Origin of the sequence: Micromonospora sp. KC207 (assembly GCF_004348615.1) — a bacterium.
Taxonomy (GTDB): domain Bacteria; phylum Actinomycetota; class Actinomycetes; order Mycobacteriales; family Micromonosporaceae; genus Micromonospora.
The window spans coordinates 1-21119 of the sequence record NZ_SMKJ01000095.1 but is presented as its reverse complement, the minus strand read 5'-3'; the positions used below and the strand labels follow the sequence as shown (position 1 = coordinate 21119).

Annotated in this window: 17 protein-coding genes and 7 pseudogenes; 13 read left to right on the top strand and 11 right to left on the bottom strand. The window is 69.4% G+C overall.

Features of this window, described 5'->3' with window-relative positions:
* Positions 1–136 precede the first annotated feature (136 nt).
* Positions 137–475 (top strand): annotated as a pseudogene (locus E1258_RS34810) (phosphatase PAP2 family protein); the annotation flags it as partial.
* Positions 476–571: 96 nt separating this feature from the next.
* Here the strand turns inward: E1258_RS34810 and E1258_RS14480 are convergent.
* The 3 genes from E1258_RS14480 to E1258_RS14470 all read right to left on the bottom strand — a co-directional run bounded on the left by E1258_RS14480 (position 572) and on the right by E1258_RS14470 (position 5836).
* A complete protein-coding gene (locus E1258_RS14480; protein WP_132400776.1) occupies positions 572–1252 on the bottom strand; it encodes a response regulator transcription factor in 681 nt (226 codons plus the stop codon).
* 7 nt (positions 1253–1259) lie between these two features.
* On the bottom strand, positions 1260–2681 hold the full coding sequence (locus E1258_RS14475; protein ID WP_132400773.1) for a sensor histidine kinase: 1422 nt from the start codon (positions 2679–2681) through the stop codon (positions 1260–1262).
* A gap of 137 nt (positions 2682–2818) precedes the next feature.
* A complete protein-coding gene (locus E1258_RS14470) occupies positions 2819–5836 on the bottom strand; it encodes a Tn3 family transposase (RefSeq protein WP_132400770.1) in 3018 nt (1005 codons plus the stop codon).
* A 351-nt stretch (positions 5837–6187) separates the two neighbouring features.
* Here E1258_RS14470 and E1258_RS14465 point away from each other — a divergent pair, with 351 nt between their 5' ends.
* From E1258_RS14465 to E1258_RS14425, 9 genes and pseudogenes are all read left to right on the top strand, one after another.
* A complete protein-coding gene (locus E1258_RS14465; protein WP_243715448.1) occupies positions 6188–7312 on the top strand; it encodes a site-specific integrase in 1125 nt (374 codons plus the stop codon).
* A complete protein-coding gene (locus tag E1258_RS14460) occupies positions 7309–7641 on the top strand; it encodes a helix-turn-helix transcriptional regulator (RefSeq protein WP_132400764.1) in 333 nt (110 codons plus the stop codon). Before E1258_RS14465 ends, E1258_RS14460 begins: the two co-directional genes overlap by 4 nt.
* Positions 7638–9128, top strand: coding sequence for a hypothetical protein (locus E1258_RS34805; RefSeq protein WP_243715447.1), 1491 nt, complete (start codon positions 7638–7640; stop codon positions 9126–9128). The genes E1258_RS14460 and E1258_RS34805 overlap by 4 nt, the downstream gene beginning before the upstream one ends.
* A gap of 86 nt (positions 9129–9214) precedes the next feature.
* Positions 9215–9514: a hypothetical protein gene (locus E1258_RS14450; protein ID WP_132400761.1), complete on the top strand. Its 300-nt coding sequence runs from the start codon at positions 9215–9217 to the stop codon at positions 9512–9514.
* 241 nt (positions 9515–9755) lie between these two features.
* On the top strand, positions 9756–9968 hold the full coding sequence (locus tag E1258_RS34800) for a hypothetical protein (protein WP_371688616.1): 213 nt from the start codon (positions 9756–9758) through the stop codon (positions 9966–9968).
* Positions 9965–10927 (top strand): acetaldehyde dehydrogenase (acetylating), encoded by a 963-nt coding sequence (locus E1258_RS14440; protein ID WP_132400758.1) that lies wholly within the window; start codon positions 9965–9967, stop codon positions 10925–10927. Before E1258_RS34800 ends, E1258_RS14440 begins: the two co-directional genes overlap by 4 nt.
* A pseudogene (gene dmpG / locus E1258_RS14435) lies at positions 10912–11907 on the top strand (4-hydroxy-2-oxovalerate aldolase); the annotation flags it as partial. The gene E1258_RS14440 and the pseudogene dmpG, both read left to right, overlap by 16 nt.
* Positions 11908–11947: 40 nt before the next feature.
* Positions 11948–12709 carry a 2-keto-4-pentenoate hydratase gene (locus tag E1258_RS14430; RefSeq protein WP_132400755.1) on the top strand — a complete coding sequence of 254 codons (762 nt, stop codon included), beginning with the start codon at positions 11948–11950 and terminating at the stop codon, positions 12707–12709.
* Positions 12709–12900: pseudogene (locus E1258_RS14425) on the top strand (RidA family protein); the annotation flags it as partial. The gene E1258_RS14430 and the pseudogene E1258_RS14425, both read left to right, overlap by 1 nt.
* Before the next feature lie 76 nt (positions 12901–12976).
* Here E1258_RS14425 and E1258_RS14420 read toward each other — a convergent pair.
* Positions 12977–13627, bottom strand: coding sequence for a TetR/AcrR family transcriptional regulator (locus tag E1258_RS14420; protein ID WP_132400751.1), 651 nt, complete (start codon positions 13625–13627; stop codon positions 12977–12979).
* Between the two features lie 66 nt (positions 13628–13693).
* On the opposite strand from E1258_RS14420, the gene E1258_RS14415 reads away from it, so the two are divergent.
* On the top strand, positions 13694–15358 hold the full coding sequence (locus tag E1258_RS14415) for an NAD(P)/FAD-dependent oxidoreductase (protein WP_132400748.1): 1665 nt from the start codon (positions 13694–13696) through the stop codon (positions 15356–15358).
* A 177-nt stretch (positions 15359–15535) separates the two neighbouring features.
* Here the strand turns inward: E1258_RS14415 and E1258_RS33935 are convergent.
* From E1258_RS33935 to E1258_RS14400, 4 genes and pseudogenes are all read right to left on the bottom strand, one after another.
* Positions 15536–15952, bottom strand: a pseudogene (locus E1258_RS33935) (TrmH family RNA methyltransferase); the annotation flags it as partial.
* 66 nt (positions 15953–16018) lie between these two features.
* Positions 16019–16591 (bottom strand): annotated as a pseudogene (locus E1258_RS33930) (transposase family protein); the annotation flags it as partial.
* Positions 16585–16902: pseudogene (locus E1258_RS34795) on the bottom strand (hypothetical protein); the annotation flags it as partial. The pseudogenes E1258_RS34795 and E1258_RS33930, both read right to left, overlap by 7 nt.
* 15 nt (positions 16903–16917) lie before the next feature.
* Positions 16918–17967, bottom strand: coding sequence for an aldo/keto reductase (locus tag E1258_RS14400; protein ID WP_132400739.1), 1050 nt, complete (start codon positions 17965–17967; stop codon positions 16918–16920).
* Positions 17968–18075: 108 nt separating this feature from the next.
* Here E1258_RS14400 and E1258_RS14395 point away from each other — a divergent pair, with 108 nt between their 5' ends.
* The gene (locus tag E1258_RS14395) at positions 18076–18552 is read left to right on the top strand and encodes a MerR family transcriptional regulator (RefSeq protein WP_132400736.1); all 477 of its coding nucleotides are present in this window, start codon (positions 18076–18078) and stop codon (positions 18550–18552) included.
* A gap of 51 nt (positions 18553–18603) precedes the next feature.
* Here E1258_RS14395 and E1258_RS14390 read toward each other — a convergent pair whose 3' ends face one another.
* Together E1258_RS14390 and E1258_RS14385 are read right to left on the bottom strand one after the other, a co-directional pair.
* Positions 18604–19023 carry a VOC family protein gene (locus tag E1258_RS14390; protein WP_132400733.1) on the bottom strand — a complete coding sequence of 140 codons (420 nt, stop codon included), beginning with the start codon at positions 19021–19023 and terminating at the stop codon, positions 18604–18606.
* Positions 19020–20228 carry an IS256 family transposase gene (locus E1258_RS14385; RefSeq protein ID WP_132400779.1) on the bottom strand — a complete coding sequence of 403 codons (1209 nt, stop codon included), beginning with the start codon at positions 20226–20228 and terminating at the stop codon, positions 19020–19022. Before E1258_RS14385 ends, E1258_RS14390 begins: the two co-directional genes overlap by 4 nt.
* A gap of 195 nt (positions 20229–20423) precedes the next feature.
* On the opposite strand from E1258_RS14385, the gene E1258_RS14380 reads away from it, so the two are divergent.
* Positions 20424–20651, top strand: a complete 228-nt coding sequence (locus E1258_RS14380; protein ID WP_132400730.1) for a hypothetical protein — start codon at positions 20424–20426, stop codon at positions 20649–20651.
* Between the two features lie 278 nt (positions 20652–20929).
* Here E1258_RS14380 and E1258_RS35880 read toward each other — a convergent pair.
* Positions 20930–21119 (bottom strand): annotated as a pseudogene (locus E1258_RS35880) (hypothetical protein); the annotation flags it as partial.

Here is a 21119-nt window from a genome sequence, read left to right as displayed (position 1 = left end):
GGCCGGGGCCGTGCAGGTTACCGACGGAGTTTCGGTGTCCGGGTACCGAGCGGTCATCGGGGCGACGGCGGGTGCACCGTCGTGGTTTGGCCCGGCACTGGAAGTGGCGACCGAGGGCACTCTGGTGCTCCTGGGCATGCTGCTGGTCGCGATGTGGTGGACGGCGATGCGCCGCCGGGACGTTCGAGGGGTTACCGGGACCGTGCTGACCGGTCTCGGCACCGTGGCGGCGTACGCGGTCAGTGAGGCCATCAAGCTGGTGGTGGACGAGGAACGACCGTGTCGTGCGCTGCGTACGGGGATCGAGGTGATCGCTGATTGTCCCGCTAGCGGGGACTGGTCGTTCCCGAGCAACCACGCCACCTTGGCCGCTGGGCTGGCCGTCGGGCTGGCGGTATTGTGGCCGCGCCTTGGCGCGCTGACGTTGCCCCTGGCGGGGGCGGCCGCGTTGCTGCGGGTGCTGGTGGGGGTGCACTACCCGCATGATGTTCTGGCTGGTGCGTTGCTCGGCGGCGCGGTGGTGGCGGCTGCTCTGCTGGGGCTCATGCCGCCGGCCCAGCGGGTGGTGTCGTTACTGCTGCGCAGGGGGTGGAACAGCGATCCCCGCTTCGTGGGCGACCACCGCGGCCGCAGCCCGGTTCTCCACACCGAGTCTGGCCAGGATGGAGCTCACGTGCGCCTTGACCGTTCCTTCGACCACGTGCAGGCGTCGGGCGATCTGCCCGTTGGACAGTCCGCTGCCGAGGAAGGCCAGCACCTCCCGTTCCCGGGGGCTGAGGGCGTCGACCCGGTCACGGGCGCTGGAGCGCCGCGCGGCCAGGGTGTCCGCACCCGTCGCGGCGAGGTGCGCGACGACGCGGGCCGCGACTTTCGGTGAGAGGTAGGCAGCGCCGTCGGCCACCGCGCGTACCCCGATGATCAGCTCCTCGGGCTCGCCGGATTTGATTAGGAAGCCGGCGGCGCCGCCGCCGAGCGCCTGCAGGATGTAGTCGTCCTCCCCGAATGTCGTCAGAATGATCACGCGTGTGGCCGGCACGGTCCTGCGGAGTTCCGCCATCGCTTCGATGCCGTTCATGCCGGGCATGCGGATGTCGAGGACGGCCACCGCGGGCCGGTGCCGCCGCGCCAGCTCGACGGCGTGGTGTCCGTCGCCGGCCTCGCCGATGACTTCGATGTCCGCAGCGGTAGCGAGAACCGCGCGCAGTCCAGCACGGATCATCGGCTCGTCGTCGGCGATCAGTACGCGGATCATCGGCGGCTCACGGGGTGACGGTGTCCCGGGACACCAGCACGTTGTCGCGGAAGCAGAGCCGGTAGGCGTCGCCGGAGCGGTCGTCGAAGCGGTCGGCCGTCATCGCGTAGTACTCGCACGTCACCCCGTCCTCAGTCGGTTCGGCGGCCGACGGCCGGTAGCGCGTCTGCCGGCGCGGCAGGACACGCTCCACCTCGGAACGATCCTGCCCGATGCGCAGGCGGGCGTAGTCGCCCGGGTCCAGGACCGCCTGTGACGCGGACAGCGTCTCCCAGCCCGCCAGGGCCCCGCTCAGCAGCCCACCGGTGACCAGCGGCACCATCACCGCGAGGACCAGCGACCGGCCCACCCGCCGCCGGGCGCGGCGATGTTCCTGCGGCAGCGTCCGGTCGTTCCAAGGAGTCACCGGCGGTGGCACCGGGGTCCGAGGGATCCGCGCGGTGACGGCGAAACCTCCGTGGTGCGGACCGTACTCGAATGTGCCGCCGACCAGCCGCATCCGTTCGGCGAGGCCGACCAGCCCACGCCCGCCGCCGGGCTGGACGTGCACTCCGGCCGGCGATGGTGGCGGGCCGTTCTCCACCACGATCGTCGTCTCGGTCGCCGTGTGCGTCACGGAAATGGTCGCCATCGCTCCGGGCGCGTGTTTGGCCACGTTGGTTAGCGCTTCCTGCGCGACCCGGTGCATGGCCCGCTCGGCCATCGGCGGCAGATCGCCCGCCTCGCCATCGATGTGCAGCTTGACCACCAGCCCCGATGCGGAAGCCGCGGCCGTCAGCGCCGCGAGATCGGGGCCGTCGACGTCCATAGGGGCGCTGTCGGTCTGCTCGCGCAGGACGCCGATCACCTCGCCGAGGCGGTCCACCGCAGCTCCGGCCCGGGCCCTGAGGTCTGCGGCGGCCTTGCGATGGTGCTCTTCCAGGCCGGGCGCCAGTTTCAACGCGCCCGCGGACAACGCGATCAGGCTGAGGTCGTGACCGAGCAGGTCATGCATGTCCTGGGCGATCCGCGCACGCTCGCGCAGCCGAGCTTGCTCGGCGACCAGCCGCTGTTCACGCTGCGCCTGCTCGGCCCGTTCCCAGCCGGCCCGGACCAAATCCTGATACTGGCGCCAGAATCGTCCCGCGAACCATGGCGACATCGTGGCGGCAACGAACAAGATGAGGAACCGGCTCGCCAGCGGCAACCAGCCGGGCACGACCGAGAACGCCACCACACCGGCAGAGAGCACCGCCACCAGCGCGAGCACCGTCGGACCCGTCCGCCCTGGGCGCCGTCCGGCCAGGAACGCGGTGACCACGGTCGGCAACAACCACCACCCGCTCATCATGCTCAGACTGGCAAACACGACCGCAGCCCCGGTCAGCAGAAATCCCGGGTCAACAGCCCGCACGGTGGCAGCCGTTCCGGTGATCGTCGCGCGCTTCACCCAGGCGACCGTACGGGCCGCGGGTGCCGCGCGACACTGCCGAAAGACAAATCAGCGTACGTGCAGGGCGGCGCCCGTCGTTCATCATCGGATCCGGAAATGCCGGGCATGGCATGCTCGAACCGCTGAGGTGATCCTCAGCGACTTCGTGGCGGTACACGCAGCGGCCGGTAGCCGTCGGTGTCGAGCTGGGCGAGTTCGCCGTCGATGTCGACGGAGTGGGTGCCGTAGAAGTGCACGTTCTCGTGGTGCGTCGGCCAGATGTGCGCCAGGACCTCGTCGTCGACCTGGCGTCCTGTCCGGCGCAGGGCGGCAACGCCGAGGCCGTGGTACTCGGTGGACCAGCAGACGATCGCGTTTGTGGCCAGGGTCAGGCACCACATCTGCTCGGTCTGCTGCTCGTGATGTCGACGCCGCAGCGCGCCCTCGCCGGCGTATGCGAGGGAGCGGCGCAGGGCGTGCAGGTTCTCTCCCTTGTTCAGCTGCCGGGCGATGCGCCGCCGGTAGGTCTCGTCGGCCAGGTAGCGGGCGGCGTAGACCGTGCGGCGCAGCGCCCCGTACTCCTTGATCGAGCTGGCCAGCGCGTTCTGCTGTCGTTTCGACGAGCACAGCTTCCCGACCACGAGCGCCGCGGTGGCGTGCCCGCCCTGCACGCTGGCGGCCACGCGGAGCAGGTCGTCCCACATGTCCGTAATCAGGTCCAGGTTCAGCCGGCGGGTCAGCAGCGCGCCGGCGCGCGGATACCGGTCCAGGAAATCAGCGCGCGGCCCGGTCCGGTACAGGGTGATCTTCCCAAGGTCTCGGATACGCGGGGAGAGCTGTTTGCCGACCAGGTCGAACAGGGCGAAGTTCGCCAGGGTAGCGCCGTGGGTGTCGGTCGCGTGCTCGAAGGTCGGCAGGTCGGTCTCGTTGCCGAGCAGTCCGTCGAGCACGTAGTGCGACTCCGGCGCGGTCGCCACGATGACCTTGGTATCGAAGGTGGAGTGCTGGTCGGAGACGTGGGTGTAGGTGGAGACGCCCTGGCCTCGGGCGAAGTACCGGGACAGGTGCCTCGCGGTGATGGACTTGCCCTTGACCGGGAACCGCTGCCCGTCGGAGCTCGACAGGGTGCCGGAGCCGAACGCGCGGGTCAGCGGCAGCCGGTGGTGGTAGTTGACCACCGCAGCGTTGGCCGCCTCCAGGGTCTCGGGCCGGAAGTACCACTCGGCGGTCCAGGCGAGCACGTCGTAGGGCACGCCGCAGGACTCGGCCATCGCGGACAGGCCCATGTTCGTGGCCTCCGCGATGATCACGTACATCAGGTTGCGCTTGAGCTCGGCCGGCCGGGCGACCTTCCCGCCGGCGTGCACGAGGTGGTCGGTGAACCCGGTCCGCGCGTCGACCTCCACCAGCACAGACGCGATCGGCACCCGCGGCAGCATCGCGGCCAGCTCGGTGCGCAGCGCGTCGGCCTCGGCGGGTACGTCCTCGGCGGTCAGCGGCGGGATGATCAGCTCGCCGTCGTCGGTGAGTCGTACCTCGCCCGGGTTGCCCTTCGCCAGCTGGGCCTCCAGGTCCGTCAGCGCGGTGTGCAGCTCGTCCTCGGCCGCCGCGAGCGCGTCAGCGGCCTCGCCCGGTTTGCCGACGAGGTGGCAGAACTCCACCTTCTGCGGCGCCCACGCCTGCGGGGTGAGCAGGAACGACGCCGGATCGGCGTACCGGCGCGAGCCGGGCACGAAGACGTCGCCGGAGCGCAGCCCGTCGCGCAGGCCGACCAGCACGGCCAGCTCCCAGTACCGGCGGTACGCGGTGACGTCGCCAGCCTGCTCCGCGGCGACCAAGTAACCGGCCCACTTCGTCGGCACGAACCCGACCGGGGCACCGGCCGGGACCTTGCGGGCGCCGGTGGCGTACAGCCCAGCCAGCATGCTCACCGCCTGCAGCAGCTGCTCGGTGCCCGGGCCGCCAGCGAACCCCACGGCGGCCAGCACGGCCGGGGCGAACTGGCGCAGGTACGACATCGAGGCGTCCAGCATGCTCAGCTGGCCGTGATCGCGGGGCAGCCGCTCGCGGCGCTCAGCCCACGCGGCGCGCATCCGGTCCAAGCCGATGCTGGTGCGCAGCATGGTGCCGATCTGCTCGTCGCCGATCGCCGGGTCGAGCACGATGGTGAGGATCTCGTCCAACAACTGCTGCCGGTTCTCGCCGCCCTTGGCCCGCTCGGCCAAGGCCTCGGCGACCTTCTGTTTTGCCGCCGCCTCCCGGCCGCTGATCGCCTGGTCGAACAGCAGCAGCGTCTCGTCGAGCACGTCGACGGCCGACTGCGACAGCAGCGTCAGCAGGATCGGGTACCTGCGTTCCGGCTCGCGCCGCTGCAACGCCTGCCCGGTCAGCCGACGCCCGACCCCGGCCAGGAACCGGCGCCGCTCCGTTGGCAGCATCGACAGGTCCAGCGTGTGCGCGTCCAACCGGCGCAGGTAGGCCAGCTTCTCCAGCTCGGCCTTCACCGCGGCCGGACTCGACGACGTCGGGCCCACGCCCAGCCAGGCCAGCGGGGTCCGGCCGAGATAGGCGTCCGGGACCAGCAGCAGATCCAGCTCGGCACACCGCCGATCGGTGAGCAGATGCTTCACCCGCGTCCAGGTCTCCGTGCGAGCACGGGCCCGGGCCGCGGCCACCCGCCGCAGCAGCAGGATCACCCCCGGCCGGATCACCCGCGACGACAGCAGGTACTCGCAGGCCAGCCGGAACAGCAGCTTCGGCGAGTCGTGCTCCATCGCCCGGGCGAACAGGAACTCGTCGAGGTCTTTCCGCTCGGCCGTGTCCATCGATCGCCAGCCGGCGTAGCCGGCCACCTCGCGCAGGTGATCCGTACGGGTTTGCTCCCGCTCGCCGTACCCGCGCAGCTCACCCATCGCGATCCCGAGCCGCTGCGACAACCGGCCCACCGCGGCGTCCGGCGCCAACGTCACCTCATCGGGCACGAACCCGAGCCACGGCAGCGTGCACAACTGGATCGCCACGCCCAGCACGTTGCGGCCTGTACGGAACTGGCGCACGAACGCCTCGTCAGCACCGGTCAACGTGAAGTACCGGATCAGCTCGGCCCGGTTGATCTCCGGGAAGCCCCGAAGCCGCGCCAGTTCCTCCGCCGAGAACACGTCCTGAGTCGCCATGAACCCACCGCCTGAGCATCGACCGTCACCGAACGGGACGGCACGCTACGGGCCAGATCAGAGCATGATCAACCCTCAGTTCTTACCGTTGTTTTTGGTCTGGAAACTACAACTGCCGCCTACCGCATCTGATGCGAACTCGCGACGGTTTGCATGTCGGCTTGGTGCCTCGGCAGCAAGGCTTTGACCTGGGCATATGGGCGGTCAGATGGCCCGAACTGACTGCATCGGGCATGCTGTCGATCAAATTCTTGCGGCCCACTTCCATGACTTGACCAGCTCAAATGCGGCCGGGTCGCATCCGATGCGAGATCCGCGCGTTGGATGCGAGTGACGGAAGGTGGTCAACGAGTGGGTGTGGACGGATCGGCGCCGGGAGCCGCGCGGTTGCGCGTGGTCGACGGCGTGCCGCTGCTGCGTCCCGCCGAGCAGGTGTTCGAGGCGATGCTCGACGGGTGGCGTAACCAGCAGTTGGCGCGCAACCTCGCGGTGAGCACGGTCGAGGGCCGCCGGGCCACGGTGCGGGCGTTCGCGGCGGCGGCCAGTGCGTTTCCGTGGCGGTGGGCACCGCAGATGCTCGATGAGTGGCTGGGTGACCTGCGTTCGGTCCGGCACGTCAAGCGCACCACGATCCGCTCCTATCAGGACGCGGTGCGCTCGTTCTGCCAGTACGTCACCGATCCCGCCTACGGCTGGGCGGCGGAGTGCGAGACCCGGTTCGGGTCGCACCCGATCCAGGTGGTCCACGACTGGAACACCGCGGTGCACGTCCAGGAGAGCGAGGCGGACGCGGCGAAGCGGGCGTTCACGCGTCGCGAGTTGCAAACGTTCTTCACCTACTGCGACGACCAGGTGGCCCGTATCCGTGGCCTGGGCCGCAAGGGCTGGCTGCCGGCGTTTCGGGACGCGACGCTGTTCAAGGTCGCGTACGCCTACGGGCTGCGCCGCAACGAGACCCGGATGCTCGACGCGGCCGACTTCGGCCGCAACCCTCGCGGCCCGGAGTTCGGCGAGTACGGGGTCTGCTACGTGCGTCACGGCAAGGCGAAGAAGGGCTCACCGCCGAAGCGGCGCAGTGTGTTGACGGTCTTCGACTGGGCGCCGGAGGTCCTCGACGAGTGGTTCACCGAGGTCCGGCCCTCCTTCGAGGTGGAAGGCAACCCGGCGACGTGGCCGTCCGAGCGCGGTCGGCGCGTGGGCTGCCAGCGGCTGAACTCCCGGTTCGCCGCCTACCGCGATGCCCTCGGCCTCGATGCCGGCCTCGACTTCCACTCCTTCCGCCGCTCCTACGTCACCCACCTGATTGAGGACGGCTACGACGCGCGGTTCGTCCAGGAACAGGTCGGCCACGAGCACGCCTCCACCACCTCGATCTACACCTGCGTGTCCTCGGACTTCCGCACCCGCACCCTGCGCCGGCACCTCGACGCCACGACCGCCGCCGCGTTGGAGACCCAGGCGGGGAGGCAGGCATGAAGCGCAAGGTCGGTTACACATGGCGGCTACGCGAGGTGATGGCCCAGCACCAGATCTTCACCGCCACCGAGCTGGTGCCGCTACTGCGCGACCGGGGCATCGACCTGTCCGCCTCCCAGGTCCACCGCCTGGTCTCCGGCACCCCCGAACGCCTGTCGTTGCAGGTCCTGTCCGCGTTCTGCGACATCCTCGGCTGCACGCCCGCCGACCTGGTGACCACGACCGCGCAGAACGCCGGCGTGCGCAAGACTGCCATCGGTGACCTGCCCGCCCCGCCGACCGCGGCCAAGCTGCGGCCCCGACCGGCCCGCATCCTGCCCGACGAATGAGCCCCGCCTACACCACCCCGGAGCAGGCCGAACGCTGGCACAAGCGGACCTGCGCCCGGTGCGGCCGGCACGGCTGGTTCGCCGCCCGGTGGCCGGACGGTCACGTCTGCCGGACCTGCCACGACCGCGCACTCCGGCTCCACGGCCGCTGCCCTGGCTGCGGCACCGACCGGGCGTTGCCCGGCCTACGCCCGCACGACGGCACTGCGATCTGCCCCGGCTGCGCCGGGTTCAGCAGGTCCTACGCGTGCGCCCGGTGCGGGCGTGAGGGCAAACTGCACGGCGGCCGCCGCTGCACCCGCTGCACACTCGGCGACCGGCTCGGCGAGCTACTCGACGATGGCACCGGCCGCGTTCACCCCCGGCTGACCCCGCTCGCCGAGCAACTCCTCGGCATGGACAACCCACTGTCCGGCCTGACCTGGCTGACCTCCCGCCATCAGGCTCCGGCGGACCTCCTACGCGGCCTGGCCCGAGAAGAGATCCCGCTGACCCACGACGCGTTCCGCACGCTGCAACCCTGGCGCGCGGCCGCGCACCTGCGCGAACTGCTCATGGCCTGCGGACTGCTACCCGCCGTCGACAAGCAGCTCCTACTGTTCGAGCGCTGGCTACACGAGCACCTCACCCTCGTCACCGACCCGAACCACGCCCAGATCCTGCGCCGCTACGCGACCTGGCACGTCCTACCCCGACTCCGGGCCCGCGCCGCCACCCGGCCGATCACCCCGGCCGGGCGTCGCTACGCCGGTGAGCAGATCCATCAAGCCACCGCGCTGCTGAGCTGGCTCGCCAGCTGCGGATGCGCGTTGGCCGACTGCACCCAGACCGACGTCGACGCCTGGTGCGTCGAACGCACCGCCAGCGACCGCGTCAACATCCGGGGATTCCTCCACTGGTCGGCCAAGACCCGGATCACCCGCCGCTTCGCGCTGCCCACGACCGCCCGCCGAGGCGGCAAACCTCTGCCCGAACGTGACCGCACGGCCCTACTCGGCCAGGTCCTCATCAGCCAACACGCCCCGCTGCGCAGCCGGACCGCCGCCGCCATCCTGCTGCTCTATGCCCAACCCATCAGCAGGATCACCAGACTCACCACCGACGACATCGTCTGCGACGGCGACCAGATCCTGCTACGCCTCGGCGACCCGCCGTCGCCGGTGCCCGCCCCGGTCGCCACGCTGCTGTTCGAATACCTCGGCCAGCGCACCAACATGCGCACCGCCACCAACCACGACTCACGCTGGCTGTTCCCCGGCCGCCGCGCTGGTCAGCCACTGCACCCCAACACCCTCGCCGCGCTGGTCCACTCCCTCGGCGTCCCGACCACCGCCGGCCGCGCCGCCGCGATCCGCCAGCACGTCCTCGATATGCCTGCCCCGATCGTCGCGACGGCGCTCGGCTACCACCACGCCACCACCGCCCGTCTCGCCACCGAGGCCGGCACCACCTGGTCTAACTACGCCCCAGGCGACCACGGACGGTGAGACTCGGGGGTCACTGGCTGCGGGACATTGCTAAGTCTCGCGGAGATCTCTTACTCTGGGCGAGATAGCGGCGAAAGGAAGAGAACATGGCGAGTCCACGAGTCCTTACGATCACCTTCAAGCTGCGCGTGCCGCCCGGCCTGCCCGCCAACGTCCGCGTCAAGCGGATCGACACCGCGGTCGCCTCTTTCATCGCGGCAGTGCGCAGCCTGGCTCCGTCGGTGTTCCCTTGGGCGAAAAGCATCGACGTGGACTACACCTGGTCCTACCAGTGGCTCAGAGGCAACGAGACCGTCCTGCTGATGCCCACCGCCGAGAACACTGGCGACGAGCAGACCGCTGCGGCCGAGCGAGCCATGATCGGCGTCCCCGACGCGGAGGAGTAGACCGGTCGACCGGAGAGGACGCGAGACGACCGACTCCTTGGCCTATCCTCGCCGACGCCCCCCGAGGTGATCCGACGCCCCCCGAGGTGATCCGGCGCCACCACGATGTGCCGGAAGCGAGCTCCTCGGGCCCGGCGAGGAGTCGGCGACCTCTGCGGCACTGACCAGCTACGCCCCGGGCAACCACGGACAGTGAGAGCCATGACCATCCGGCGGCGTTTTCACGACGAACTGGCGACGGTTGAATAGGCGGCCTTACCAGTCGGGCGGGCCCACCTGGCTGGCGCGCGAACTGGCCCGCCGGGGCCGGCCCCTGTGCGCCGGCGACGTGGTGATGTCCGGCGCCCTGGGACCGATGGCGGAGATCACCGACGGTGGTCGCTACCGCCTGGAACTGGACGGACTCGGCACGGTCGAGGCCCGGATCGAGCCGCGCACGGAGGAAAGCGTATGAGCACCGAAACCGCGACCCGAGCCGACGGCGTCAAGGTCGCCGTCCTGGGTTCGGGGAATATCGGAACCGATTTGATGATCAAGGTCATCCGGCAGTCGGAGACCCTGCACATGGCGGTCATGGCGGGCATCGATCCGGCGTCCGAAGGTCTGGCCCGCGCCCGGCGCCTGCACGTGGGCACCACCCCCGCGAAAATCGACGGTCTCCTGAAGATGGACGAGTTCGCCGACGTCCGCGTCGTGTTCGACGCGACCTCGGCCGGCGCCCACGCCCGTCACGCCGAACTCTGCCGCGCCCACGGCAAACTGCTCGTCGACCTCACGCCGGCCGCGTCCGGGCCGCTCACCGTCCCCTCGGTGAACCTGGAGACGCACCTCGCCGCCGACGACGTCAACATGGTCACCTGCGGCGGGCAGGCCACCGTACCCGTCGTCGCGGCCGTCTCCCGGGTGGCTCCGGTGGCCTACGCCGAGATCGTGGCTTCCCTATCCTCCCGGTCCGCCGGGCCCGGCACCCGCGCCAACATCGACGAGTTCACCGAGACCACCGGCCGGGCCCTGCGCGAGCTCGCGGGCGCGGCCACGGCCAAGGCCGTCATCGTGCTCAACCCGGCCGACCCGCCGGTAGCCATGCGCAACACCGTCTACTGCGTCGTCGAAGACGCCACTGCCGGCACTCTGCGGGACATCGAGGACTCGGTACGGCAGGCGGTCCGGCACGTCCAGGAGTACGTGCCCGGCTACGAGCTCGTGCAGGACGTGCAGTTCGACGCCCTGCGGGAGGTGTGGATCCCGCACCTCGGCCGGCATGTGACGGGCACTCAGGTCACCTGCTTCCTCAAGGTCCGCGGCGCCGGCCACTACCTGCCGGAATACGCCGGCAACCTCGACATCATGACCTCCGCCGCCCTGCGGACGGCCGAGCGCATGGCCGAACTCCGAGGATGGGTGAGCAAGTGAACATCTACGTCCAGGACGTGACCCTGCGGGACGGCATGCACGCCGTCGGACACCGCTACACCACCGCCCAGGTCCGCGACATCGTGGCCGCACTCGACCGTGCCGGGGTGCACGCCATCGAGGCCGCCCACGGCGACGGCCTCGGCGGCTCCAGCGCCCGCCTACGGTTTCGGGGCCCACACCGACGACGAATGGATCCGGGCCGCGGCCGAGGTAATCGAGAACGCCACCCTCACCACCCTGCTGCTGCCGGGCATCGGCACCATCGCCGATCTCCGCCGGGCCAATGCTCTCGGTGTGGGCAGCGTGCGCGTAACCACCCACTGCACCGAGGCCGACATCAGCGCACAGCACATCGCGTGGGCACGCGAGAACGGCTTGGACGTCTGCGGGTTCCTGATGATGAGCCACATGGCCGCGCCGGCCCAACTCGCCGAGCATGCACGGCTGATGGAGTCTTACGGGGCCCACTGCGTATACGTCACCGATTCCGCCGGCCGGCTGACCATGACCGACGTGGCCGAACGGGTCGACGCCCTGCGCCAGGTGCTCGCCGACGACACGCAGATCGGCATCCACGCCCACGAGAACCTGTCGTTGTCCGTCGCCAACAGTGTCACGGCCGTCGAGCACGGGGCGCTGTGCGTGGATGTCGCGCTCGCCGGTCAGGGAGCGGGCGCCGGGAACTGTCCCGCGGAGCCGTTCGTCGCCGTGGCGGACCTGCTCGGCTGGCGCCACGGCTGCAATCTGTTCGCCCTCCAGGACGCCGCCGGGGACTTGCACGGCCCCTGCGGGAGCGGTCCGTCCAGGTCGACCGCGACACCCTGACCCTCGGCCGCGCGGGTGTCTACTCCAGCTTCCTGCTGCACGCGGCACGCGCGGCCGCGCGGCACGGGCTCGACTCCCGCCTGCTGCTCCAGGAGGCCGGCCGCCGCGGTCTGGTCGGCGGCCAGGAGGACCTCCTCACCGACATCGCCCTGTGGACCTGGCCCGAGTGCCTGCCGAGGCAGGAGGAACGGCATGAGCACGCCCGATCGCCTGGAACTCGCCCGGCGTCTGCACGCGGCCGCTCACCAGCGCACCCCCGTGGCCAGTCTCGCCGACACCCACTCTCTCGGCATCGACGACGCCTACGCCATACAGGAAGCCCTGGTCGGTCTGCGGCAGGCTGAAGGAGAGCGGCTCACCGGCGTGAAGTTGGGCTTTACCAGCAAGGCCAAGATGGCGCAGATGGGTGTCTCCGAGATCATCGTGGGACGTCTGACCGACGCCATGCGCATCGACGACGGCGCCGAGGTGAACCTGTCGGACTTCATCCATCCGCGGGTCGAACCGGAAGTGGCGTTCCGGCTGAGCCGCCAGGTCGATCTCGACGATCCCGCGACCGACATCGGATCGTGCGTGGACGCGGTCGCACCGGCCATCGAGATCATCGACTCCCGCTACCGGGGCTTCCGCTTCACCGTCACCGACGTCATCGCCGACAACACCTCGGCCGCCGGTTACGCCGTCGGATCCTGGTATCCGCTCACCGACGTCGCGAACAAGGCGGTGCGGCTGCGCACCCCGAAGGCGGAGGCCGTCAAATCCACCGCGGCGATCCTCGGAGCGCCCCTGGCCGCTCTGCGCGCCCTGCTCGACATCTGCCGCAGGCGCCGTATCCCCCTCGCCCCCGGACAGATCGTCCTGGCCGGCGCCGCCACTGCGGCCGAGCCGCTCACCCCCGGCGTCACCTTCTGCGACATCGCGGGGCCCGGCACCGTAACCCTAAAAGGCCGCTGATGAACACCGCACGCGTAGTCGACGGGCAGGCCACCCCCCGAGGACGGTTCCCGCACGTCAAGGTCGTCGGCGACCTCGTCTTCGTCTCCGGCACCAGTTCCCGCAGGCCGGACAACACCTTCGCGGGCGCCGAGGCCGACGCCCTGGGCACGACCACCCTCGACATCCGGGCCCAGACCCGCGCCGTCATCGAGCGAACTCCAGCAACAGGCACAGTGTGCGGTGGGCCGGTCTGGTGACCGCGCTCGTCGAGCAGTTTCTGAACGGCTAGAGGGGGGTGGCGTCGGTCGCCGTGAGTGTTTTGATCGACTCGAGTGCGGTGTCTGGATCGGCGCCGAGGCCGCTGAGCATGGTGACGAGCATGGGCACAAGGACATGCTCGGTGCCGTCCTCGCCGAAGTAGCCGCCGACGTCGGCCATCACGTAGCCGTGCATCGCGGTCCATAGTTGACTGGCGATCGCCAGCGGGTCGGCCGCTCGCAGTCGTCGCTGTTTCACGGCGCGGCCGCAGGTCTCCACGATCTCCTCGAAGGCGTACCGGCCGCGTTTGCGCTCGTCGGCGGTCTGGGGGCGGTACATGCCCAGCGGGGCGGTACCGAACATGACGGCGTACAGGTGCGGGTTTTGGCGCGCGTTGACCAGGTAGGCGCGGGCCAGGCCGGCCAGGTCGGTGATCGCGTTGTCCGTGCGTGGCACCTCGGCGAGTCGCGCGGCCAGCCGGGCGAAGCCTTCCGTGACCACCGCGTCGGCAAGATCGGCCATCGAGCCGAAATGCGTATACACCCCCATCGTGGAGGTGTTGGCCTCGGAGGCGACTCGGCGCAGGGTGAGCGCCGAAGGGCCTTCCTCGGCGAGCAGGCGAGCGGCGCCTTCCAGGAGGCGGACCCGCACGGTCGGATCGGTACGACGTTCGGCCACGGACTGATCCTAGTGTTATAGCATTTGCTATAGCGACTGATATGCTGCTCGGTGGAGGTGGTTCACATGAACGACTGGGACGCAATCGTCATCGGCTCCGGCCTCAGCGGGCTCACCTGCGCCGCGTATCTCACCGCTACCGGCAAGCGCACCCTCGTGCTCGAACAGAACCAGGTAGCCGGCGGCTGCAGCCAGATCTTCCGGCGCAAGGGGAACCGGTACGAGTTCGACGTCGGCATGCACTACATCGGTGAGTGCCACCCCGAAGGGCGGATGACGGCGGCACTGCGCGGCCTCGGACTGGACGGTCGGATCGATTTCCGCCAGCTCGACCCCGACGGCCACTCGACGCTGGTGTTCCCTGATCTCACGTTCCGGGTGCCCAGCGACTGGGACACCTACCTGGCTCGGCTGGTCGAGGCATTCCCCGACCAGGAGCGTGGCCTACGGCTATGCGTGGGCATCCTGCGACGGATCGGCGCCGAGTTGCGGGCCGCCGCGATCCCCGGGCGGAGCATCGCGGGCATGCTGCGGTTCGTCCGGACGGCGCCAACCCTGGCCACCGTCGGACTACTGCCGTTGACCTGGCTGTTCGCCGCGTGCCAGCTCAGTCCGCTGGCCAGGGCGGTGATCGTCGGCGAGTCCGGCGACTACGGGGTGCCGCCGTCGCGGACCTCGGTGGCGCTGCACGGCAGTTTCCTTGACCACTACCTCACCGGCGGCGCCTGGTACCCGCACGGCGGCGGTCAGGTCATTCCGGCTCATCTCATCGACGTCATTCAAACCCACGGCGGCCAGGTACGCACCAAGGCACGTGTCACACGCATCCTGATAGACGACGGAACCGTGGTCGGCGTCCAGCTCGCCGGGGGCGAGGCGATCCGCGCCCCGATCGTGGTGTCGGGCGCTGACCTCAAGCGCACCTACCTCGACCTCGTCGGCCGCGACCACCTGGCGCCGGCCACCGTCGCCCGGGTGGAGAAGTACCGGATGGCGCTGCCGTTGTTCAGCGTCTATCTCGGACTCGACATCGACCTCGCCGACCAGCTGCCCAACAGCACGTACTGGTGCTACCCGCACGCCGATGTGGAACAGGTCTACCGCGACATCTACGACGGCCGGATTCCGGACGAGATGCCGATCTTTCTCACCTCGGCCACCACCAAGGATCCGGGAAACCCGCACGCCGCTCCGTCCGGACACTCCACCCTTGAAGTGATGTGCCTTGCCCCGCAGGGCACGTTCTGGCCCAGCGGCGACGGCTACCGGAAGGACCCGCAGTACGCCGAGCTCAAGGGACGCCTCACCGAGCATCTGATCGACCGCGCTACCACTGTGATCCCGCACCTACGTCAGCACATCGTCTGGCAGGAGGCCTCCAGCCCGCTCACCCATGAACGGTTCACGCTGTCCACCCTCGGCTCCTGCTACGGCATCGAGATGGCGGCCGACCAGATCGGTCCACGCCGACCCGGCCCGCGCACCGAAATCCGCGGCCTGTGGCTCACCGGCGCCAGCACCATCTGGGGCAGCGGCATCGTCGGCGCCGTCAGCAGCGGCCTGGGCACCGCCGGAGCGATCCTCCGCCGACCGCTCAGCGCCGAAGTCAAGAAGGGTGCCGTGATCGCCGACCCGTCCAAGCTCACCCCGATCAGCCCCGACTGGGATCCGCTAGCCGCGTCCAAGCCCAACTCCCCGCTCCGCCGCCGGTCCCGCGCCGCAGCCAAATAGCAGCCTTCGTCGGCATTCTGGTGGTCGCCGGGTCCACCCGGCACGATCATGGGGAGGACGACGTCCGCGCCCCCTTGTGGTGCCTGGCTGCGGCGCCTGTCCGCAGGCGGGGCGCTGCGGGTCAGGTAGCGCGGTGGCGGCGGTCAGCCGGCCGGGGGGCTGCCTGCGATCAGTGCGCTACCGCCGGGCGGCGGCGGCCCGCTGACGTGCCGATTCGTACAGCATGACAGTCGCGGCGGTCGCCGCGTTCAGGGAGATGGCGGACCCGAACATGGGGATCCGGACGAGCTGGTCGCATGTCTCGCGCCAGCCGGAGCTGAGACCGGTGGTCTCGTTGCCGATCGACGTCACGGTGGGTTGTGTGAAGTCGTACTCGGCGGCGTCCAGGATGCCGCGCTCATCGGTTCCCATGATGCTCATGCCGATGCCGTCGGCGCGGACGTCAGCGACCCAGGATAGAACGGCCTGGTGGGAGGGTACCCGGACCACGGGCAAGGCGAACAGCGAGCCGGTGTTCGCCCGGACCGCCTTCGGGTCGTACACGTCGGCGGCGTGGCCGGTGACGATGACGCCGCTGGCACCGAAGGCCTCCGCGGACCGAACGAGGGTCCCGATGTTGCCGGGACTGGTGGGCCGATCGAACACGACGGTGAGCATGGTCGGACGGGATACTTCGGGGTTGCCGCGGTAGGTGCCGTCGGCCATGACCGGCCGTCCGGCGAGTTTCTGGTCGATACCTGAGTGGCGGTAGGCGATGGTGTCGTTGCGGTTGCCGGGTTGCGGGTCGCCGAGGGCGACGACGAGGCGGGTGTGGGCGTCGATGGCGACCTGCAGGTTCGTGGAGTAGCGGTAGTTCTTGCTCGGTGCGGCCAGCCGGTGGTCCCGGGTCGGGATCGGGGTGCCGTCGACGATCGCGATCTGGTCGACCCGGCGTCGGTGGACCGGGGCCAGGGCGAGTAGGGGGCCGAGGGTGTCGATGACCCGGTGGGCGGCGGAGTGCGACACCCCGAACAGTGGGCCGATCTGGCGCATGGTCAGGTTCGTGCGCCAGTAGGCGGCGACCAGCAGCACCCGGTCGGCGAGGTCGAGCGACCACTGCCGGCCGGGCCGCCCGTCGGCGATGGCATCCCCGCCGCGTTCGGCGACCAGCCTGACCAGCCTGCGGAACTGGGTGGGCCGATCACGAACGCGACCGCGATCAGCGCCGCAAGCGTCAGCGTGCCGGTCACCCACAGCAGCGGCACGGTCGCGGCAGCGGCGGCCGCGACCAAATCGCTCACGATCATCGTCGTGCGGGGCGACCAGCGGTCGGCGAGCGCACCGGCTGGCAGACCGAGGATCAGCCACGGTGACCAGCTCGCCGCCGCTAAGATTCCCATCCAGCCCGGACCGGCATCCAGCTGCGTGGCCGCGAGCAGCGACAGCAGCGTCGCCGCCTTGGTCGCGGTCCCGAGCAGACTGACGGCTTCGCCGAACCAGAAGACCCGGGAGGCGCGAGGGAGACGGGGGGACGCCCGTCTCCCTCGATTCAAAATCTGGCCCACCAACTATCAGCTCGCTCAGGCCGCGGCGCGGTCGGTGAGTGGGCGGCGACGCAGTGCGGTGTCGGTCAGTGAACGCGGGGGCAAGGGAGCGTTGGGGTTGTACAGGTTGGTCCCGGGCGTCACGATCTCGTCGATCCGGTCGAGGGCCGCATCGTCCAGGGTCAGCGCGACGCCCTTGAGGAGATCCTCCAGCTGCGGCATGGTGCGCGGTCCGATGATCGCCGAGGTGACGGCCGGGTGGGCCACGGTGAACGCAATGGCGAGCTGCGGGAGGGTGCAGCCGATGTTATCCGCGAGCTCGACGAGCTGCTCGACGACGTCGAGCTTGGCGGCGTTTTCCGCGATCGTGGGATCGAATCGTTCCGGCCGGATTGTGGGACGGCCGGTTGAGAGGTCGATGGGCTGGTTCTTGCGGTACTTGCCGGTGAGAAACCCGAAAGCCAGTGGGCTCCAGACCAGCACACCCATTCCGTAGCGCTGGCAGACGGGCAGGACCGAGGCCTCGATCCCGCGGGCCAGGATCGAATACGGCGGCTGCTCGGTGCGGAAGCGTCCGAGGCCACGACGTTCGGAGACGTGATGCGCCTCGACGATCTCCTCAGCCGGGAACGTCGAGCAGCCGAAAGCGCGGATCTTCCCCTGGCGCACGAGGTCGCTGAGCACCGAGAGCGTCTCCTCGACGTCGGTCGAGTCGTCGGGGCGGTGGACCTGGTAGAGGTCGATCCAGTCGGTGTTCAGGCGCCTGAGGCTGTCCTCAACCGCCTTGAGGATCCAACGCCGCGAGTTGCCACTGCGATTGCGACCCTCGCCCATCTGAAAGTGCACCTTGGTGGCCAATACAACGTCATCACGGCGCCCCCGCAGCGCCTTGCCCACGATCTCCTCGGACTCTCCCTGTCCGTACATGTCAGCGGTATCGACGAAGTTGATCCCCTGGTCCAGGGCAGCGTGGATGATACGAACACAATCGTCGTGGTCGGAGTTGCAGCCATCCTGGAACATCATGGTCCCGAGGCAGTAGGCACTGACTTCGATACCGGTTCCACCGAGGGTGCGATAGCGCATGGTGACGCTTCCTTACTGACTCAGCCGTGCGGAGCGACAGAAGCGTCGACCGCACGGGGAACCCTAGGGTCTAGAGTCGGCTCTAGGTCAAGCCGTTACCCTGAACGGATGGCTGAGGTCACCACAAATCTGAGCATCGGCCAGGTCGCCGAACGCACCGGCTTGAGCGTGCACGCGCTGCGCTTCTACGAGCACGAGGGCCTCTTCGTCAACCCTGTGCGACGCGGACCTGGCGGGCGCCGCGTCTACAGCCAGGATGACGTGGACTGGCTCACCGTCTGCATCATCTTGCGCGCCTCCGGCATGCCCCTGCCCGCGCTACGCCGATACGCCGACCTCGTCCGGCAAGGAGCCGGAAACGAGGAAGAACGACTCACGCTTATGCGCGAGCACCAAGCCCACGTCACCACCCAAATCGGCAAACTCGCCGAGTGCCTGGACCTGATCAGGTTCAAGGTCGGGGTGTATGAGGACCTCCTCGACCCGGACAACGCCGGCGACCACCAATGTCACGCTCCGATCCCTTCGGCACCAGCGCAGCCGACCGAGATCCGCATTGGCTACGCGCGAGTGTCGGGCTCGTGAACACACAAAAACACGGGAGCAATTGTCAAGAGTTGTGGATGAGTTGATGTTTCAGCGGGTGGTCTGTTCTGGGATGGCGACGAGTTCGACCTCGAAGCCGTCGGTGTTTTCGAGGTAGGCGGCGTAGTGGTCCGGGCCGCCGGCGTGTGGGTGGCGGTCTGGGAACAGCAGGGTCCAGCCGTGCTGTGTGGCCTGTTGGGTCAGGGCGTCGACGAGTTGGGTGCTTTGCACGTGGAAGGCGAGGTGGTTGAGGCCGGGTCGGCGGCGGTCGTGGTCGGTGGCAGTGAGGTCTGGGGATTGCTCGACGACGATGTAGGTCGGGCCCAGCTGCCAGCTGCGGCCGGCAATCCAGGACTGGAACGGGGTGTAGCCGAGTTGTTGCAGCAGCCATCCCCAGCTGAGGATGGCCCGGTCCAGGTCGGGCACCCAGATCTCGATGTGGTGTGGTGTTCCGGTGGTCGGCCTGGTCACGCGGCGACCTTCGCGGGTCGTTCCACGAGCTTGCCGCGGTCGAAGCGGGCGCTGGCACGGACCAGAGCGACCAGGTGCGGGGCGTTGACCGCCCGCCAGCGGTGTTGGGCGGCCTGGATGAGCTTGAACGCCATCGCCAGGCCGGCGGCCTTCGAGCCGGGGCCTTTGGTGACTTTGGTGCGGTGCCGGACGGTGGCGAACGTGGAATCGATCGGGTTGGTGGTGCGTAGGTGCACCCAGTGTTCGGCGGGAAGGTCGTAGAACGCCAGCAGTTCGTCCAGATCGTCGGTGATCTTCGCGACGGCTTTGCCGAACTTGGCACCGTAGGCGAGCTTGAACGCGGCGACGGCGCGGCGGGCGTGGTCGCGGTCCTCGGCGTTCCAGATCTCGGCCAGGGCCCGTTTCGCCCCCGAGTGCGCCGTCTTGGGCAGCGCCGACAGCACGTTGCTGATCTTGTGGAACCAGCAACGCTGCTCACGGGTGCTCGGGAACACCTCACGCAGCGCCGCCCAAAACCCCAACGCCCCATCGCCGACCGCGAGGACCGGGGCCCGCATGCCGCGGCGGGCGCAGTCGCGTAGCAAGTCCGCCCACGACCCGGTCGACTCCCGGTAGCCCTCGGCCAGGGCGATGAGTTCCTTGGTGCCGTCGACGCGGACGCCGACCATGACGAGCAGGCAGAGTTTCTCGGAGTCCAGGCGCACGTTCAGGTGCACGCCGTCGGCCCACAGATACACGTAGTCCACACTGGACAGGTCGCGGTCGCCGAACGCGCGGGCCTCGTCCTGCCACTGCACGGTCAGCCGGGTGATCGTCGCTGCGGACAAGCCCGACCCGCTGCCCAGGAAGCTCTCCAGGGCCGGGGCGAAGTCCTGTGAGGACAGCCCGTGCAGGTACAGCAACGGCAATACCTCGTTGATCTTCGGTGACTTGCGGCACCACGCCGGCAGGATCGCCGAGGCGAACCGCTGCCGTTCGCCGGTGGCCTCGCCGACGCGCTTGTCGTTGACCCGCGGCGCAACCACCTGCACAGCGCCGGCCGACGTGAGCACCTGCCGCGGCTTCGCGTGGCCGTTACGCACCACCAGCCGCCGGCCGTCGGTATCGAGCTGGTCGGCATGGGCCGCGATGTACGCGGCGACCTCGGCCTCCAACGCCGCGGCGAGCATCCGCCGCGCCCCGTCCCGCACGATCTCGTCGATCAACGACGCGCCGACCGTTGACCCGGCCGGTGCGGCCGCTGGTGTGGAATCCTCCGAGTTGAATACCGTGAGCACGGGCGTACCTTCCCGACCCGCGTTGGCGCGCGGGCCTTGCTTGATACCTTCATCGGCTATCCCTGGGAAGGCACGCCCTCCCAAGGTCATTTACAGGTTTCAAGCATTGCTCCGGCTGGCCGCATGCGAGCGGTCTGGAGCGCGCAACCCGCCAACCCGGTCTACACCGCCCGGTTCACCCACCTGACCACCCGGGCGCAGAACAAGCTCACCGTCACCCAGGCCCAAGCCGTGATCGCCGCAGCGATCCTGCGGCAACCGCACGCCGTCGTCACCACCGGCCGGGCCTGGAACCCGGTCATCGCCACCCACGCCGCCGAACCCCGCACGGTGATGCCCATCGCCGCCTGACATCTGCAGGCGACCCGTCAAGCCCTATCGGGGCCGAGCCCCACACGGCATTGAGGAACCACGGCTACCTCGACGCTCATCATGGGCAGCCCCGCCCGTCGTCTCACCAACCCGATCACACCCTGCCGGGACCAACCCTGCTACCGCTATGCCGGGACAGACAACCGACGAGACACCGACCAAAGGCTTGACGCAGAACGTCCTACGCTGATGAGCGGATGTTCGCGCCGATCGCCGCTAGATTCGTCGACTCGCGACGGGACCACGTTCGCGGCCACTCAGTCGAGACAGAACTCGTTGCCCTCGATGTCCTGCATCACGAGGCACGACTCGGTGCGGGCCCGGTGGGCGTCCTCGTGGAAGGTCACGTCGCGGACCCAGTGCAGCCGGTTCTCGATGTGCCATTCCAGGCGGGCCCATTCCTGCAGGTCAGCAGGTTGGGCGTCGGCGGCGGGCAACGACATCACC

Bases quoted from the DNA above. Each gene is read 5' to 3' on its own strand.
- E1258_RS14480 (WP_132400776.1), bottom strand. From the start codon at position 1,252: ATGATCCGCGTACTGATCGCCGACGACGAGCCGATGATCCGTGCTGGA.
- E1258_RS14470 (WP_132400770.1), bottom strand. From the start codon at position 5,836: ATGGCGACTCAGGACGTGTTCTCGGCGGAGGAACTGGCGCGGCTTCGG.
- E1258_RS14460 (WP_132400764.1), top strand. From the start codon at position 7,309: ATGAAGCGCAAGGTCGGTTACACATGGCGGCTACGCGAGGTGATGGCC.
- E1258_RS34805 (WP_243715447.1), top strand. From the start codon at position 7,638: ATGAGCCCCGCCTACACCACCCCGGAGCAGGCCGAACGCTGGCACAAG.
- E1258_RS14450 (WP_132400761.1), top strand. From the start codon at position 9,215: ATGGCGAGTCCACGAGTCCTTACGATCACCTTCAAGCTGCGCGTGCCG.
- E1258_RS14440 (WP_132400758.1), top strand. From the start codon at position 9,965: ATGAGCACCGAAACCGCGACCCGAGCCGACGGCGTCAAGGTCGCCGTC.
- E1258_RS14430 (WP_132400755.1), top strand. From the start codon at position 11,948: ATGAGCACGCCCGATCGCCTGGAACTCGCCCGGCGTCTGCACGCGGCC.
- E1258_RS14415 (WP_132400748.1), top strand. From the start codon at position 13,694: ATGAACGACTGGGACGCAATCGTCATCGGCTCCGGCCTCAGCGGGCTC.
- E1258_RS14400 (WP_132400739.1), bottom strand. From the start codon at position 17,967: ATGCGCTATCGCACCCTCGGTGGAACCGGTATCGAAGTCAGTGCCTAC.
- E1258_RS14395 (WP_132400736.1), top strand. From the start codon at position 18,076: ATGGCTGAGGTCACCACAAATCTGAGCATCGGCCAGGTCGCCGAACGC.
- E1258_RS14380 (WP_132400730.1), top strand. From the start codon at position 20,424: ATGCGAGCGGTCTGGAGCGCGCAACCCGCCAACCCGGTCTACACCGCC.